We start from the raw sequence: 16,876 nt of genomic DNA on the forward strand, positions 1-16,876 counted from the left end.
TGTCACACATCAGTTGCCCGTGTATTTCAGCACGCGGCCACAACGGCCCCGGAGGCCCCCGCAGATGCATCCCTTCCGGATATCGAAGGCCACTACGCGCAGACTTCCCGCGCTGGGCGCCGCCGTCTTCCTTGCGCTCGGCCTGCTCGCACCCCAAAGCCACGCCGCCTCCGCCGGCGCCACGCCCCCGGCCGGTGCGTACGCACGCGGGACCGCGGCCCCGGCGCCCCGGTCGATCCCGGTCCCCAAGTCGCCCGATGCGCTGAGCAACGGCTCGCGTTTCCGGATCTCCTCGCAGGACAGTGCCGAGGAGTCCTCCCCCGCCCCCGCCCCGGCCGTCAAGCCCGTCCAGCCGTCCAAGCCCGGCAAGGACGGCCTGCGCTCCTCGGCCGCCGCCGGGGACGAGTGCGGTGACCTCTCCGGCGTGATCAACGCGACCGGCAGCGCCCTCGTCCAGCAGCTCAAGGCGCTCCCCCGGATCACCTGTACGTACCCGCTGTTCAACCTCACCGGGGAGAACGCCCGCAAGGCCTTCAACGAAGCCCAGATGGTGACGGTCGCGGGCGCGCTGCGCGACGCCTCGGCCACCTACTCGGGCAGCAACAGCGCCTCCATCGGGCAGTTGGTGCTGTTCCTGCGGGCCGGCTACTACGTCCAGGACAACTACGGGGACGTCGTCGGCCCCTACGGCACGGCCCTCGACGGTGCCGCACGCGGTGCGCTGGACGCCTTCTTCGCCTCCCCGCGCAGCAAGGACGTCACGGACGCCAACGGCGAGATCCTCAACGAGGTCGTCACCCTGATCGACAGCACCCACGCCGCAGGCCGCTACGCCGGCGTCGTCAAGTGGATGCTCGGCAGTTACGACGGCACGTGGCCCGGCCAGATGAACCTCGCGATGCAGCACGTCGAGTGGGTCGTCGAGAACGGCTTCAAGGCCAAGAACGACGACCGCGGCTGGCGGGCCGCCCTCAAGGCCGACCCCGCCATCCTCGACACCTGGGCCGGATTCATCACGCGAAACGGCGCGCAGCTCAACCGTCTCGACGTGGTCAGCAACGTCGGCCGCTTCCTCGGCTACGCCCTCGACGTCCCCGAGCTCAAGGAGCGGGTCCGCCCGCTGCTGAAGAACCTGATCAACCGCTACCCGAACGTCGGCCCCACCGCCCCGATCACCATGAACCTGGGCTGGTACACGCGCCAGTACGACAGGAACAACTGCGCGGCCTACGGCATCTGCGACCTGGGCGCGCGCGTGCTCCCGGCCATCCTGCCGATCCAGCACACGTGCACCCCGGGCCTGAAGATCCGCGCCCAGGACATGTCCCCCGGCCAGCTGGAAAGCACCTGCACCAGCCTGGTCAACCAGGACGCCTACTTCCACCGGGTCATCGGCGACAAGGGCGCGATCCCCGGCGACGTGAACACCAACCTCGAGGTCGTCGTCTTCGACGACTACACCAACTACTCCCTGTACGCCTGGGCCATTTACGACATCGATGTCGACAACGGCGGCATGTACGAGGAGGGCAACCCGGCCGCCGCCGGCAACCAGGCCCGCTTCATCGCCCACGAGGCGCACTGGCTGCGCCCCGACTTCCAGATCTGGAACCTCAACCACGAGTACACCCACTACCTCGACGGCCGCTACAACATGGCCGGCGACTTCGAGGCCAGCCTGACCACGCCGACCATCTGGTGGGTCGAGGGCATCGCCGAGAACATCTCGTTCGGCTACCGGGGCGAGCGCAACGCAGACGCGATCGCCGAGGCCGGCAAGAAGACCTACAAGCTCAGCGAGCTGTTCGACACCGTCTACGGCCAGGACGCGGACCCCGCGGTCAACTCGAACCGGGTCTACCGCTGGGGTTTCCTGGCGGTCCGCTACATGCTCCAGGCGCACCCCGCCGACGTGCAGACCGTGCTGGGCAAGTACCGCAGCGGTGACTGGAACGGTGCCCGCACCTTCCTGAAGCAGACCATCGGCACCACGTACGACGCAGGTTTCGCCACCTGGCTGACGACCGCCTGCGCGACCAACGACTGCGGCCCCCTGCCGGAGGCCCCGTCGACCCCGCTGTGCACCTTCGGCGACCCCCGCCAGTTCGACGCGAACTGCCGCCGGGACAACCTCGCGGCCGCCGCGGGGAACTACAGCTACCACTTCGTGTACCTGCCGGCCGGAGTCAAGCAGCTGACCATCACGAGCAGCGGCGGCACCGGCAATGCCGACCTGTACTACGGCGGCAGCAACTGGGCCACCACGAGCAGCTACCAGGCGAAGTCCACGAACGCCGGCAACGGCGAGACCCTGACGGTGGACAACCCGCCTTCCGGGTGGGTGTACTTCAGCCTCGCCGCCGCGCAGGACTTCAGCGGGGTGAGCGTCTCCACGCAGTCCGAGTGAGCCCGCCCGGCCGGTCCGCCCCGTCACGGGGGCGGACCGGCCGGGTGCCCTACGGACGCCAGTCGGCCTCCAGGTCGTGGGAGCCGGCCGCCGGGCCCGTTCAGCAGGGGAGCGTGACCTCATGGACCACCGGGTCGGCAGAGCGGGGGAACGCGGCCACGCCGAAGGTGCCGCGGACGGTCGCACCGCAGGGTGCGGTGACGGCGGGAGCCCGTACCTCGAGGGTGGCACCCGCGAACCGGAGCGTGTTCACCTGTGTCTGGGGCGGGGCGGCTCCGACGACCTCCACGGACAGGGTGGTGAGCAGTTCCTTGACCGCGGGCTGCGGGCTGCCCGGGGAGGGCGGGCCGGCCAGTCCGACCTTCCCGTAGAACGTGACGGCCGTACCGGTGATCTCCGCGCACACCCGTGTGGACAGCCCGGCCTGGAGGCGGGAGTTCCCGCAGGAGGTGACCGTCTCGACGGTGTCCGCCGGCGGGGCGGCGACGGCCGGGGTGACCGTGCAGAGGGCGAGGCCCAGGGCGGTGGATGCGAGCAGGGCTAAGCGGTTCATCGCGGTTCGTTCCCCTTGTGACGTGTGAGGGAGCGCCGTCCAAGGGTTCCTGGCCGGCGCTTATGTCATGTGATATTTCACATGACATAAGAACGGGACGTGTTCGCCGTCTGAACTCCTCCGGGACGCCTCGCAACACTCAGACCAGCGCGCTCGGGTTACAGCGGGTCGCCGAGGGGGCCGTACTCCTCTTCGAGGTTCTCGGCCCAGTGGGCGGCGAAGTCCGGCTGCGTGCCGTCGGCATCGGTGAAGCCGTACTCCTCGTACAGGCCCCAAGTGGCCAGGGCCCGGCCGGTCTTGGCCATGACGCCGGGGTCGGCGGCCAGTGCGGCGACGGCCCGGCCGAGGTAGGCCGGGGTCTCCGAGTGGGCGAAGTTCGGGTCCTGGGCCGCGCCGTCGCGCCAGTTGGCCTCGGTGACGCCGAAGTGGTCCAGCAGGGCTTCGGAGCGCAGGAAGCCGGGCGTGAGGGCCACGGCCGCAACGCCGTGGGGCCTGAGCTCGGCGGCTTGGGCGACGGCGAGGCGGATGACCGCGGACTTCGCCAGGTCGTAGAAGAAGGTGCCCCGGTAGCGGGCGGTGTTGCCGTCGGTGACCTCCACGACCAGGCCGCTCTTGCGGGCGACCATGAGGGGGAGCGCGAACCGGCTGGTGATGATGTGGGTCTCCACCGCCTGCCGCAGCAGCCGCAGACCGGTGTCCAGGTCCTGCTCCCACAGGGGGTGTTCCCAGTCGGTCAGCGGGTCTCCGCCCCATACGGAGTTCACCAGGACGTCGAGCCGCCCGTCCTGTTCGGCGGCGATCTTCTCGACGAGGGCCCGGACCTCCTCGGGGCGGCCGTGGTCCGTGCGTACGGGAATGCCCAGGCCGCCCGCCGCGGTGACCTGCTCGGCGGTCTGCTCGATGGTTTCCGGGCGGTCCAGTTCGGAGCGCCCGCCCGTGCTGCTGCGGCCGGTGACGTACACCGTGGCGCCGGCGGCGCCGAGCTCGACGGCGATGCCCCGTCCACCGCCGCGGGTACCCCCGGCGACGAGCGCCACCTTTCCTGCCAGCGGGCGTGCGCCGGTCTCCACGTCGGTCTTCGCGTCGGTCTTCATGATGCCTCCAGGTCGTGGCCGTCTCGGAGCGGAAGGTGAGGGGACAGTGCGGCGTCGAGCTCCTGCCGGAGCCGTTCTCCGAGGGTGCCTTCGCGTTCGAGTGCCCAGGTCAGGCCCGCGCCGGCGATGACCACCTGTACGGTGCGCGCCAGCGCGGCCGTATCGGTTTCGGAGCGGAGCTCACCCGCGCCGGCCGCCTCCGTCAGCAGTTCCTCGATCGCGCGCTGCGCGGTGCGGTGGATGGCCAGTGCACGCTCGTAGAGCTGCGGATCGGCCAGATCCATGCACAGGAACGCCAGATGGTGGGCGAAGCTCTCCGGCGTGGCCATCACGGCCGCCGACTCCACCGTCAGCGCCGCCAAGGCTCCGAGCGCCGAGTCGTGCGACCGGCGCACGCGCCCGGCCGCCTCGGCCGCGTCCTTCTCGGACTGGTCCGCGAGGGCCAGGAGCAGACCGCGCTTGGAACCGAACCGCTGCACCAGGGTCCCCGGTACCAACCCGACCTCGCGCGCCACGGCGGCCAGCGTGAGACCGGCCGGACCCACCCGCCCCATGACCTGCGCGGCCGCCCGCAGGATGACCAGGTCCTCGACCCCTCGGGGACGCCCCACGGCCGCTCCCTCCATAAGTAAATGCATGTTCATTTATTAAAGCACGCAGGTCCTTCCCGCGGCCACGGCGCGGGAAGGACGACGGTGCGGACGGTCCGCGGTCAGCGGCGGCCGGTGGCCAGGACGATGAGGAACTGCCCGCCACCGGACTGGACGTCGGCGGTCACCGGCATCCCCGGTACCAGCCGGGAGAACCGGTCCACGAGCCAGTCCGCCGCCTCCTGGGCGTCCTTCTTGGTGGGGCAACGGCCGACCATCTCGCGGCCGCCCTTGCGCTCCAGCCTCTCGGCGACGGCGATCAGCGGCGCGGGTTCGACCACGTACAGGCGCTCGGGCCAGGCGATGACCACCTTGACGGCGCCCTTGCGGGTGTTGCATCCGCGGTGCGCGAGCCGTTCGGCGACCTTCGCCTTCCGGTCGGCGGTGCGGCTGTCGACGCTGGGGCCCCGGGGGTCGTTCACCGACTCGTCGGGGTCGACCGGCTCGTCACACACCCAGCAGCGCCAGCCGTCACGTTCGGCCACATCATCAAGGAGACTCATCCGAGCAAGGTACCTGCCCGGCCACCACCCGGCGGACCGGGGCCGCGCGGCGGCTCAGCCCGGCGGCGGGGGTGGCGGGGTCATCGCCCATCGGATCGACCGCGTGAGGGCCTGGCCGGACAGGCGTACGCAGGTGTCCGCCGGGGCGGGTACGCGGCGCAGGCCGAGCAGGCCGGGCGCCCACGGGGGCAGCAGGGCGATCGCGTTCGCGGCGAGCAGCGCGTACGGAACCCGGGCCGGCCAGGGCAGCGGTGGGTGGCGCAGCAGGAAGCGCGCCGCTTCCAGCGCCTCAGGGGTGGCCCGCAACTCCGGCCGGTATGCGGTCAGGAGGGCGGTGAGCGAGGACCGGTCGCGGGGTGGGTCCACCACGCCGAGGGCCGCTGCCACCCGCGCGGTGTCCGCGACGTAGGCGTCGTATCCGGCCGCGTCCCACGGGTGCGCGCCGAAGCGCTCGTGTGCGCGCAGGAAGCTGTCGACCTCCGCCGCATGCACCCAGCCGAGCAGGTGAGGATCGGCCGCGCGGTACGGCTCGCCCTCCGCCGTGGTCCCCCGTACCCGCTCGTGGACCGCGCGGACGCCGTCGACGGCGAGCTGCGCGTCCTGCGCCGTGCCGTAGGTGGTGACGGCGAGGAAGGTGCTCGTGCGCTGGAGCCTGCCCCAGGGGTCGCCGCGGAAGCCGGAGTGGGCCGCGACGGCGCTCATGGCGAGGGGGTGCAGGGACTGCAGCAGGAGGGCGCTGAGGCCTCCGATGAACATCGAGGCGTCACCGTGGACCGTGCGGATGGGGCGGTCGGGGCCGAACCAGCGGGGGCCGGGTGTGGTGTGGATCCGTGCGCGGTTGGCGGGGCCGGAGGGGCCTGCCACCCGGCTGAACAGCGTCGAGCCGAGCTTCTCCCGTAGGGTCCGGACGCCGGCAGAGGACTTGTCCATGGTGGTGTCCTGCCCTCCCGGCGCCCGGTTCAATGCCTTCTTCGGTGGAGGGGTCAGTGGTCCTCCTCCTTGTCCGGGACCCGGCTGAGCGCGCCCGGCCACCATGCGGCCGGGCCGATGTCCCGGACGAGGGCCGGCACCAGGAGGGACCGCACGACGAGGGTGTCGAGGAGTACGCCGAAGGCCACGATGAAGGCGATCTGGAGCATGAACGCCAATGGGATGACGGCGAGCGCGGCGAAGGTGGCGGCGAGGACCACACCGGCGGAGGTGATGACGCCGCCGGTGGCCACCAGGCCGCGCAGTACTCCCCTGCGGGTGCCGTGCAGGAGGGACTCCTCGCGGACGCGGGTCATCAGGAAGATGTTGTAGTCGACCCCCAAAGCCACGAGGAAGACGAAGCCGTAGAGGGGGACGGAGGAGTCGGTGCCGCTGAAGCCGAGGAGTTGCTGGAACACGACCGCGGAGATGCCCAGGGTCGCGACGAAGCTGAGGGCGACGGTGGCGACCAGGAGGAGCGGCATGAGCAGCGAGCGCAGCAGCCCCACGAGGATGATCAGGATGATCACCAGGACGACGGGGATGATGAGCTTACGGTCCTGAGCGGCAGTGCTCTGGGTGTCGTACTGCTGCGCGCTGTATCCGCCGACGATCGCGTCGGCGCCCGGTACGGCGTGGAGCGCCTGACGCAGCCGGACGACGGTCTCCTGCGCCGCCCTGCTGTCCGAGGCGGCTTCGAGCGTGGCATCGAGGCGGACCCGGCCGTCCGCCACGAGCGGTGCGCCGCCCGGCGGACCCGGTGCGGTGAAGGGGGTGACCGCTGCGACGCCTTCGGTGCGCTCGGCGGCGCGCACGACCTGGTCGAGCCGGTCGGCGTCCGCGATCACGACGGCCGGGTTGCCCGATCCGCCGGGGAAGTGCTCGCTCAGGGTCTGCTGGGCCGCCACCGACGGGGCGTCGTGCACGAAGATCTCGTCCAGCGGCACGCCCTTGGCGTTGAGCGTGGGGGCGAAGGCCGCGCAGGCCAGGAGGGCGGCGAGGCTGAGGGCCCAGACCTTGCGCGGGGCGCGGTCCACGACGGCCGCCACCCTCTTCCAGATGCCGTGGCCGGCACCGTCCTCGGCGGTGTGCCCGATCTTTGCGGGCCAGTAGGCGGCGCGGCCGAGGAGGACGAGGACGGCGGGCAGGAAGGTGAGGGTGCTCAGCACCGCGCACACGATGCCGATCGCCCCCACCGGGCCGAGGGCGCGGTTGTTGGTGAGGTCGCTCAGCAGCAGGGCGAGCAGGCCCAGGGCGACGGTGCCCGCGCTCGCCGTGATGGGGCCGGCCGACCGGCGCAGGGCGGCCCGTACGGCGGCGAACCGGTCCGCGTGGGACTGGAGTTCCTCGCGGAAGCGGGCCGTGAGGAGCAGGGCGTAGTCGGTGGCCGCGCCGATCACGAGGATCGAGAGGATCCCCTGCACCTGTCCGTCGACGCGGACGATGCCGCGGTCGGCGAGCACGTAGACGATTCCGCAGGCGAGCCCCAGGGCGAACACGGCCCCGATGATGATCACCAGGGGGAGGAGCAGGCTTCGGTAGACCAGCAGGAGGATCAGCAGGACGGCGACGAGGGCAACGGCCAGCAGGAGTCCGTCGATTCCGGCGAAGGCATCGGAGAGGTCGGCCCGGCTCGCCGCGGGACCGGCCAACTGCACAACGGTGCCCGGGACCTCCGACGTGGCAGCCTTGATCTCCTCCAGGGTGCGGGGCAGCTCCTCCCCCAGGTCGGGCTGGAGCGCTACGACGCCCTGCAGCGCGCGGCCGTCGGCGGAGAGGAAGGCTGCGGACGCGGCCGGTGCGGGGCCGGGCGACAGGCCGGTGGCGCTCAGGCCGGCCAGGACCCGCGTGGCGTCCTCCTGCTGCCGGGGTCCGAGCTTCGCGCCCGGTGTCTTCGCCGTCCACACGACGATCACCGGCAGGCTCTCGTCCTGCCGGAAGGCCTTCTGCGCCTCGACGACCCGGGTGGACTCGGCGGTGCGGGGCAGGAACGCGGTCTGGTCGTTGGTGGCCACCTCGCCGAGCTTCCCCGCGTACGGGCCGAGCCCGCCTCCGACGAGCAGCCATGCCAGGACGAGGACGGCAGGAACCAGCCATCGGGTGAACCGTGGTGAGGCGGACATGACGCTCCCGGGCATCCGTCGAGAAGTTGCGTGACCGGCAGTATCGCTCGTGCTGCCCCATGTCTTCGCCGGGAAGGGCCGGTACGGATGCGGACCGGCCGAGGAGATTTCAGGCCCAGCCCCAGCCGGTGCTACTAGGACAAGGGCTCGCTCAGCTCCATGGAACGCAGCGCTGCCGCGAGGGCTGCTTCGTCGCCGATGTCGAGCGCCGTGTCGGTGAGTTTGATGACGTGTTCGTCGCCGTGGGCCAGGGCTCGTTCGAAGACCTCGGCGGGGGCGAGGACGCCCGGCGGGGTGACCGCCACCGGCGTGCCGGGTGCGTACATCGCGGTGACGGCGGCGGAGGCCGTCCAGGCGGCTCGCAGGCTGGGCGCCCACAGGGGGCGCGGGAGGGCCGGCAGGGTGCGCAGCACGGCGTTGGGGGCCGTGGCGGCGTGGACCAGCATGATCTCGTCGCCGTGGCCGTGGGTGGCGTAGCGGTGGGTGGCCGCGCGGACCAACTCGGCGAGGTGCAGGCGTGCCTGGTCGGGCTCCGTGCAGGTGGCCGCCCACAGCGGCAGGCCCGTGACCCGTGCGAGGCGGTCGGGGAAGGCTCCCTTCATCTCGGCGATGGCCGGCACCGCGTCGAGGGCGGCGGCCGCACCGTCGGCGCCGGGCAGTGCGGCGAGCGGCGCGACGGGGTGGTGGCGGGCGGCCCAGTAGCCGAGGCCGTGGGCGAGCTCGGCCAGGCGTGGTGCGGTGCTCTCGCCGGCCAGGAGGGTGCGTACGGCGTGGCCCACCCGGATCACCGGATGCGTCGAGCCGCCGTACAGGCCGGGCAGGAGGCGCGGCCACCACTGCGCCAGCACGTCGCGCCAGGGCCGGTCGGCGATCTCGCGCTCGAAGTGCCCGATCCAGTCGGCGGCGCGGCGCGGGTCGCCGAGCGCCGCCTGCCAGTTGGCGGCCGTGACCGGCTCGACGCGCGACGGGAACTCCTCCAGCTTGCGCGCGTAGAGATCGAGCCAGCGGTGCACCGAGCCGGCCTGCCCGTGAACGGACAGGGCCTCGACGGCCATCGGCGCGTGGTTGGTCAGCCGGCCGAGCCGCTCGGGGCCGGAGCCGTGCAAGCGGTGGAGCGCCTCATCGAGAATGCCCGTCGTGTCCATGCCGGCGACCGTACGTCGGCCACGGGGATCCCGTAACGGGCCGGAGGCCTAGGACCAGGCCTAGGCCGTCTCTTTCGGATCTTGTCGGCCGAGTCCGCGGTGGCTGGTGCCGTGCCTGGGCGTGCTGTCGAGGCGCTCGCGTACTGGGCGTACTCGGTCGCCTCGGCAGTGCGGCCAGGCGCGGTGCCAGGCGCCGCGGGCCCGGCAAGATCCGAAAGAGACGGCCTAGGCCCGGCCGGACTGGGAGCGCTGCGCACGAACGGCCGTCGACGAGCTCCTCTTCGCCGCCGCGGGCTCCCCGATGGCACTGCGCAGGATGCACGACCTGCCGGGGGGCTGACGGAGCGGATTCCGGGGAGCAGGCGCGGGATCGTACGGGAGCGGCTCCCGTGGGTCGACCGGGCGGGCAGGGAGAGGTACCCGCTGCTCTGGGCCGGTTCCGCCGCGCCGCGAGCGGCGGAACAGCGGGGTCCGTCAGCGGAAGGGGACGCCCCCGGTCGCGGTCGAACTGCCGATCCCTTCGAAGGCGTTGACCTGGGCGGCGGGGACGTGGCTCTCGTTCGCCTCGCTGCCCCGCCCGAAGTGGTTCAGGAGCAGGTTGAGCAGGACGGCGACGAGGCATCCCGCCGTGATGCCCGACCCGAGCACCATGGTGACGGGCGCGGGGAGCCTCTCGTAGAAGTCGGCCGATGTGACGGGGAAGAGGCCGAAGGCGAGGGCGACGGACACGATGATGCCGTTGTGCCCGGTGGCCAGGGAGGCCTTGGTCAGGGTCCGGATGCCGGCGACGGTGATCGAGCCGAAGAAGACGACCGCCGCGCCCCCGAGCACCGGCAGCGGCACGAGGGCGACGAGCGAGCCCAGGACCGGTACCAGGCCCATGAGGACCAGGATCGCTCCGCACAGGGTGACCGCGTACCGGCTGCGGATGCGACTGATCGCGACCAGGCCCACGTTCTGGGCGTAGGCGGTGCTCACGAAGGCCCCCAGGACGCCGCCGAGTGCGGTGCCCAGCCCCTGGGCGCGCAGGCTGCCGGCGATGACGCGCGGGTCGACCGGCCGGTCGACGACGGATCCCACGGCGATCAGGGAGGCGGTGGATTCCGTCATGGAGACGAGCATGACGACGAGCATGGTGGCGATGGCCGGCAGCTCGAACTGGGGCGCGCCGAAGGCGAAGGGTTCCGGGAAGGCGAACAGCGGTGCCTGGGAGAGCGGTTGGAAATCGACCTTGCCCATGGGCACCGCGGCAGCCGTGCCGGCGACGAGGCCCAGCAGGATGGCCACGCGCTGCAGGAAGCGTCCGCTGAGGAGCCGGTGGAGCAGGAGCGTGAAGGCGAGGGTCCCGGCGGCGAGCGCGAGGTTGGAGGGTGAGCCGTAGCCGGAGGACCCGGGGTCGCCGCCCCGGGCCCAATCCCCGGCGACCGGCAGCAGCGAGAGGCCGACCAGCGTGATGACGGAACCGCTGACGACGGGCGGGAAGAAGCGCAGGAGGCGGCAGAAGGCCGGCGCCAGGAGGAAGCAGACGATTCCGGCGACGAGGGTGGCGCCGAACACCAGGGGCAGGGCGTCCTGCCCCCGCGACACGGAGGCGGCCGCGAGCGGGGACACGACGGCGAAGGAGACGCCGTTGGTGACGGGCAGTGCGGCCCCCACGCCCCAGAAGCGGAGCGTCTGGGCGACGGTGGCCAGGCCCGCGACCACCAGGCTCGCGGCGAGCAGGGCGGTGAGCTGAGCCGCGGTCAGCCCCAGGGCGCCTCCGATGATCAGCGGGGGCGCCGCGAGGCCCGCGTACATGCTGGCCACGTGCTGCAGGGCGGCGGGGACCATCCGCCGCATCGGCAGGACTTCGTCCGCGGGATGGACGGGGACGGGCGGGGTCTGCGGTATCGACGAGGTGGAACGTTCGTGCGGGATGGGCGTTCGGGAGCGCAAGGGGAGAGTCCCTCCGAGGGACCTCCCCGCCGGCGGGCGGCGGGGACGGTCGGGGGCGAAGCACGGCCGGAAGAGCCGGACAAGTGGACGGACTTGCCCGGAGGGAGAGGGAAGTCGTGCCGGTTTCCGGGGTACGGAAAGCGGCCAGATTCCTCATTGCGGAATTTACTTTCCGCTGTGGACGACTGCGACCCTACGAACCGACCCCCCGGCCGTCAACTCCTCCAGCGGTGCGAATCGATTCCTCCGATTCTTTGGATGTACGCACAAGTCCATCGGGCCTTGGCTGCGGAGCCCTCTCGCCCTACGGTGTGCGGCTATGCCCTCCCAAAACGATCTCCACAGCCCCGCCGTGGGCGAAATCTCCCCCTACCCCCCTCTGGAGCCGCGCCGCGCCGCCGGTGTGCGCGAGCGGCTCGGACTCACGCCCGGCCAGGTCGCCTGGGCCGTATCGGCCTTCCAGGGCCATCCGCTCCACCCCGACACGCTGCTGGCCTGGGAGCAGGGCGAACTGGTCCCGACGGCCCATCAGATCAAGGCGCTGGCAGCCGCGTTGTGGTGTTCACCGGGCGAACTGCTCGGCGAACCGGCCACGCTCCTGCAGTGCCGCACGCTCCTCGGGCTGACCGTGGAGCAGGCGGCCACCGGGGTCGGCATGACGCGCGACCGCTACGCCGAAGCGGAACGGCGCAACCGGTGGCGCGGGTCGGGGCGTCAGACCCGGGCGCTGTTCGAGGTGCTCCGGCCGTCGCCCGCCTGCTACGTCGGGGCGTGCGGCCGGACGGGACAGTTGCGCGTACTGCTGCGCGAGGCGGTCACCGGGTGGTGGCCGAACTACGTGAGCCCCGTCGCGAAGATCGTGCCCGTGGAGCCGGCGGAGATCCAACGCGCCCTGGAGCGGCTCCACTTGGAGTACCAGCGGATCGACAACCACGGCCGGAGCGGCGCCGGCACCGGCCCCGATACCACCGAGCGGGAGGCCATGACCTTCCTCGACCGGATCGACGAACACCTGTGGCACCAACTGCGGCCGCGGGGAGCCTGACCACACCCCGGCTCCGGTGCACCCGCATTCCGCGTCCCCTCCCCCATCCCACGCCTCCCGCCTTCCGGATCCGGGGTCTTGACAGCGCCCCCTCCGCGTGAGGCACTAGAGCCACCCAGCCAGACGGAAACTGCTTTCCGCATCGTGGACGATCTGTTCAAGCAGTCTTCTGGCAGGGCCGTCGGGGCTCGCTCACCCCACGGCACCCCGGTTCGGGCAACCCGGTCACTCGTTCCCGCCGCTCAGGGCACTTCCCTGCCCCCGGGCCCTTCTGCCGCCCGCTCGACTGCGTCGTCGCACCAGCCCACACGGCCCTCCGAGGCACCGGCCGCACTCCTGCGCGCCCCTCCACCCCGGCGGCCGCCGTGCCACAGCAGTCCTGGAGGTACCTTCCTTGTCGCCCACCGCCGCACCCGGCCCCGCCCCGACACCCGAGCCGGACCCTGAAACGGCCACCGATACGGCCCCCACCGCCAAGCACCCTGTCGACCAGACCCTGCCCTTCGGGAAGCTCCTCGGCGCCGGCCTCCAGCACGTGGCGGCCATGTACGCCGGTGTCGTCGCCCCGCCCCTGGTCGTCGGCATCGGCGTGGGGCTGAGTCAGGGCGAGATCGCGTTCCTGATGAGCGCCAGCCTCTTCGCCGCGGGCATCGCCACCCTGCTCCAGACGCTCGGCTTCTGGAACATCGGCGCCCGTCTGCCCTTCGTCAACGGCGTCTCCTTCGCCGGTGTGGCGCCGATGCTCGCCATCGCCAAGGCGGAGGGCCCCGATGACGCACTGCCCGTGATCTACGGAGCCGTGATCGTGGCCGGTGTGTTCGGCTTCCTGCTCGCCCCCTGGTTCTGCAAGCTCATCCGTTTCTTCCCGCCCGTCGTCACCGGCACCGTGATCACGCTGATCGGCCTGTCCCTGCTGCCCGTCGCCTTCAACTGGGCCCAGGGCGGCAGCCCGCAGGCAGCGGACTACGGGGACGTCGAGTACATCGGCCTCGCCGCGGCGACCCTGCTGATCACCGTGGTGCTGCGCCGGGTGCTGCGCGGGTTCCTCAAGCAGATCTCCATCCTGCTCGGCCTCGTCGCCGGCACCCTGATCGCCCTGCCCCTGGGCCTCGCGGACTTCAGTGCCGTGGCCGATGCCGACGTGATCGGCTTCCCCACACCCTTCCACTTCGGCGCACCGCAGTTCGCCGTCGCCGCGATCGTCTCCATGATGATCGTCATGATCGTCTCCATGACCGAGAGCACCGCCGACGTCATCGCCCTCGGCCAGATCGTCGACAAGCCGGCGGACGAGAAGACCCTCGCCGCGGCGCTGCGCGCGGACGGCCTGGGCACCGCGCTGAGCCCGCTCTTCAACGGCTTCGCCGCCAGCGCCTTCGCGCAGAACGTCGGCCTGGTCGCGATCACCAAGGTCCGCAGCCGCTACGTCGTGGCCGCGAGCGGCTGCATTCTGATCCTCCTGGGCCTGTGCCCGTTCCTCGCGTCGGTCGTCTCCCTGGTGCCGCAGCCCGTTCTAGGCGGCGTAGGCCTCGCCCTGTTCGGCACGGTGGCCGCCAGCGGCATCCAGACCCTCGCCCAGGCCGGGCTCGAACGCGGTGACAACATCCTCATCGTGGCCATCAGCCTGGGTGTCGGCGTGATCCCGATGGCCAGCGACGGCTTCTACCACGGCTTCCCCGAGAGCATGCGCATCATCCTCGACTCCGGCATCAGCACCGGCTGCGTCGCCGCGGTGCTGCTCAACCTCGCTTTCAACCACATCGGCCGCTCCGATCAGGAGGACACCCCGGAGAAGGAGCCCGCCTCCGCCGTGCCCGTGCACTGACACCGGCGAAGGGCCCGGCCGGCACACGGCTGCCCCGTGTGTCCGGCCGCCCTGCCCGCATACCGGCTCTACGTGCGGCTAGAGCCCCGGTTCGACCAGTGCTTCGGGGACCACCGGGAAGGCCCTGCAGGAATTCGTGAGCTGCGCGTGCGCCGCCCCGGGTGTCGACGACCAGGCCTAGGCCTTGACCTGGGTCCCACGGCGGCCCGCCGCCAGGGCGTCCTTGACCTCGCGCGCCACGCGGGCCGCGTCCTCCGGGTTGTGCACCACGTCCGTGTGGTTCATGTCGATGACGAGGACCTCGCTGGCCGAGTAGTGCTTGTTCACCCAGTCGTCATAGCCGGCCCACAGCGTCCGGTAGTACTCGACGAGGTTCTCGTCCTGCTCGAAATCGCGGCCCCGCAGCCCGATGCGGTGCAGCACCGTCTCGAAGTCGGCCTTGAGGTAGACCATGAGGTCGGGCGCCTTGCGGTACGGCAGGCCGTCGATCTCGCGCATCATCTCGCCCAGCAGTCCCTCGTAGACCTGCATCTCGAGGGAGCTGATCCGGCCGAGGTCGTGGTTGACCTTGGCGAAGTACCAGTCCTCGTAGATCGACCGGTCCAGGACGTTGTCGCCCTGCTTGTACGCCTCCTTGATCGCGGCGAAGCGCGTCTGGAGGAAGTACAGCTGGAGGAGGAAGGGGTAGCGCTTCGCCTCGATCTCCTCGGGGCTCGCCGTGTAGAAGAGCGGGAGGATCGGATTGTCTTCGACGCTCTCGTAGAAGACCTCGCTGCCCAGCTCCTTGGCGAGCAGCTCGGCAACGCTCGTCTTGCCGATTCCGATCATGCCTCCGACGCAGATCACTGGCATTCCTCACTTCTCCCTGGGGGTCTTCTGTTCGCGGGCGCGTGGGCCGGGCGCCCCACCCCACTGAGACGCGTTTCGGCGGTCGCCCGATTCCCCGTGATCTCCGGATCGCCGGATCTTCGGGTCGTCGCATGTGCATGATCAGCGTCGTTCGGCCCCGTCCGGGCCCGCGCCAGGACGCGGGGCATCTCCTCGACGAGCCGGACCGGCCGTTCCGTAGGTGCCGCGGACAGCGACGAGCCACCGCTCCGCGGCCGCCATGAAGCATAAATGATGATCGGCCGGAGAACGTCTCGCCTGTTACTTGGCGGTAGGCAATGATGGCGGGCAACCATCCACACGGCGGAGGCTGAGGCAGCGGTGACGAGTTTCGACGGACCGACGATCGTGCACGCTTTCCGGGACGATGCCCTGGGAGAGCACGACGCCGTCGGTCTCGCCGCGGCGATCCGGCGGGGCGAGGTCTCCCCCGCCGAGGCCGCCCGGGACGCCCGGGCACGGGTGCGGGCGGTCGACGCACGACTGGGCGCGGTCCAGGTGCACGCCGACGGGCCGGCCCACACCGCCGGGACGGGCGGCGCCCTCGCCGGGGTACCGACCTTCGTCAAGGACAACACCGACTACCAGGGCCTGCCGACGGGCCACGGCAGCACCTCCTTCCGGCCGAGGGCCGCCAAGCAGCACGCCCCGTTCACCCGACAGCTCCTGAGCAGCGGGGTCACCGTCCTGGGCAAGACCCGGCTGCCCGAGTTCGGGTTCAGCCCGACCACCGAGTACGACGGCGCGGAGCCGGTGCGCAACCCCTGGCACACGGACTACTCGGCGGGTGGTTCCTCGGGCGGCAGCGCGGCACTGGTCGCTGCCGGCGCCGTGCCGATCGCGCACGCCAACGACGGCGGTGGCTCGATCCGGATACCCGCGGCCTGCTGCGGGCTCGTCGGCCTGAAGCCGAGCCGTGGACGGGTGGTGGCGAGTGCCCTGGGCCGCCAGCTGCCCCTCGACATCATCTCCGACGGAGTCGTGAGCCGTTCCGTGCGGGACGCCGCCGCGTTCCTCGCCGCCGCGGAGACCTACCGGCCGAGTCCCGGACTGCCGCCCGTGGGTCTGGTCGAAGGGCCCTCGGCGCGACGGTTGCGTATCGGGTTCGTCCTGGACTCGCCGAACGGCGTGCACTCCGACGCCTCCACCCGGGCGACGGTCACGGAGACCGTGGCGACGCTCGAACGGCTCGGACACACGGTGGAGCCGGTGGAGCTGGGGATGGATCCGAGCTTCACCGACGACTTCCTCACCTACTGGGGGATGCTGTCCTTCCTCCTCGGCGTCACGGGCCGGACCCTCGGCGCGGACTTCGACCGACGCCGTATGGACGGCCTGAGCCAGGGGTTGCGCGAAGAGTACCTGCGGAACTGGCGGCGGACTCCCGGCGTACTGCGGCGGTTGAAGCGCACGAAGGAGGCCTACGCGGCGTCCTTCCGCGGGCTCGACCTCGTGATGTCGCCGGTGCTCGCCCACACCACGCCGCCGATCGGCCACCTCAGCCCGACCGTTCCCTACGCGAAGCTGATCCAGCGGATCCTCGCGTACGTGGCCTTCACGCCGGTCGACAACGTCGTCGGCACTCCGTCGATCTCGCTGCCCTCGGCCGGCGCGACGCCGGACGGCCTGCCCGTCGGCGTCATGTTCGCCGCGCGCCCCGGCGGTGAGCGGCGGCTCCTGGAGATCGCGTTCGAGCTGGAGGCGGACCGGCCCTTCCGGCGCATCCAGGACCAGTGACC

General features: G+C 71.6%; 13 protein-coding genes. 4 read left to right on the plus strand and 9 right to left on the minus strand.

Annotated features, from left to right (window positions below; translation table 11 throughout):
- The first annotated feature begins 64 nt into the window (after positions 1-64).
- Entirely contained in the window at positions 65-2,407 is a 2,343-nt protein-coding gene (locus ACZ60J_RS06465) for a M9 family metallopeptidase (protein WP_469679306.1), read from the plus strand.
- 100 nt (positions 2,408-2,507) lie between these two features.
- Here the strand turns inward: ACZ60J_RS06465 and ACZ60J_RS06470 are convergent, their stop codons facing one another.
- From ACZ60J_RS06470 to ACZ60J_RS06505, 8 genes are all read right to left on the minus strand, one after another.
- The gene (locus ACZ60J_RS06470) at positions 2,508-2,960 is read right to left on the minus strand and encodes a hypothetical protein (protein WP_469679307.1); all 453 of its coding nucleotides are present in this window, start codon (positions 2,958-2,960) and stop codon (positions 2,508-2,510) included.
- A gap of 158 nt (positions 2,961-3,118) precedes the next feature.
- Positions 3,119-4,054: an SDR family oxidoreductase gene (locus tag ACZ60J_RS06475; RefSeq protein ID WP_469679308.1), complete on the minus strand. Its 936-nt coding sequence runs from the start codon at positions 4,052-4,054 to the stop codon at positions 3,119-3,121.
- A complete protein-coding gene (locus ACZ60J_RS06480) occupies positions 4,051-4,665 on the minus strand; it encodes a TetR/AcrR family transcriptional regulator (protein ID WP_469679309.1) in 615 nt (204 codons plus the stop codon). Before ACZ60J_RS06480 ends, ACZ60J_RS06475 begins: the two co-directional genes overlap by 4 nt.
- 101 nt (positions 4,666-4,766) lie before the next feature.
- The gene (locus ACZ60J_RS06485; RefSeq protein ID WP_469679310.1) at positions 4,767-5,207 is read right to left on the minus strand and encodes a hypothetical protein; all 441 of its coding nucleotides are present in this window, start codon (positions 5,205-5,207) and stop codon (positions 4,767-4,769) included.
- Positions 5,208-5,261: 54 nt separating this feature from the next.
- Entirely contained in the window at positions 5,262-6,137 is an 876-nt protein-coding gene (locus ACZ60J_RS06490; protein ID WP_469679311.1) for an oxygenase MpaB family protein, read from the minus strand.
- A gap of 53 nt (positions 6,138-6,190) precedes the next feature.
- Entirely contained in the window at positions 6,191-8,299 is a 2,109-nt protein-coding gene (locus tag ACZ60J_RS06495; RefSeq protein WP_469679312.1) for an MMPL family transporter, read from the minus strand.
- A gap of 134 nt (positions 8,300-8,433) precedes the next feature.
- Positions 8,434-9,444 (minus strand): questin oxidase family protein, encoded by a 1,011-nt coding sequence (locus ACZ60J_RS06500; protein WP_469679313.1) that lies wholly within the window; start codon positions 9,442-9,444, stop codon positions 8,434-8,436.
- A gap of 474 nt (positions 9,445-9,918) precedes the next feature.
- A complete protein-coding gene (locus tag ACZ60J_RS06505) occupies positions 9,919-11,379 on the minus strand; it encodes a nucleobase:cation symporter-2 family protein (RefSeq protein ID WP_469679314.1) in 1,461 nt (486 codons plus the stop codon).
- Between the two features lie 352 nt (positions 11,380-11,731).
- Between ACZ60J_RS06505 and ACZ60J_RS06510 the strand changes: the two genes are divergently transcribed.
- Both ACZ60J_RS06510 and ACZ60J_RS06515 read left to right on the plus strand, forming a co-directional pair.
- Positions 11,732-12,424: a helix-turn-helix domain-containing protein gene (locus ACZ60J_RS06510; protein WP_469679315.1), complete on the plus strand. Its 693-nt coding sequence runs from the start codon at positions 11,732-11,734 to the stop codon at positions 12,422-12,424.
- 394 nt (positions 12,425-12,818) lie between these two features.
- Entirely contained in the window at positions 12,819-14,249 is a 1,431-nt protein-coding gene (locus ACZ60J_RS06515) for a nucleobase:cation symporter-2 family protein (protein ID WP_469679316.1), read from the plus strand.
- A gap of 177 nt (positions 14,250-14,426) precedes the next feature.
- Here ACZ60J_RS06515 and ACZ60J_RS06520 read toward each other — a convergent pair whose 3' ends face one another.
- Entirely contained in the window at positions 14,427-15,101 is a 675-nt protein-coding gene (locus tag ACZ60J_RS06520; protein WP_469679317.1) for a deoxynucleoside kinase, read from the minus strand.
- A 357-nt stretch (positions 15,102-15,458) separates the two neighbouring features.
- Between ACZ60J_RS06520 and ACZ60J_RS06525 the strand changes: the two genes are divergently transcribed.
- Positions 15,459-16,874, plus strand: coding sequence for an amidase (locus ACZ60J_RS06525; protein ID WP_469679318.1), 1,416 nt, complete (start codon positions 15,459-15,461; stop codon positions 16,872-16,874).
- Positions 16,875-16,876: the final 2 nt, after the last annotated feature.

It is taken from the genome of Streptomyces sp. NPDC104226 (assembly GCF_055584085.1).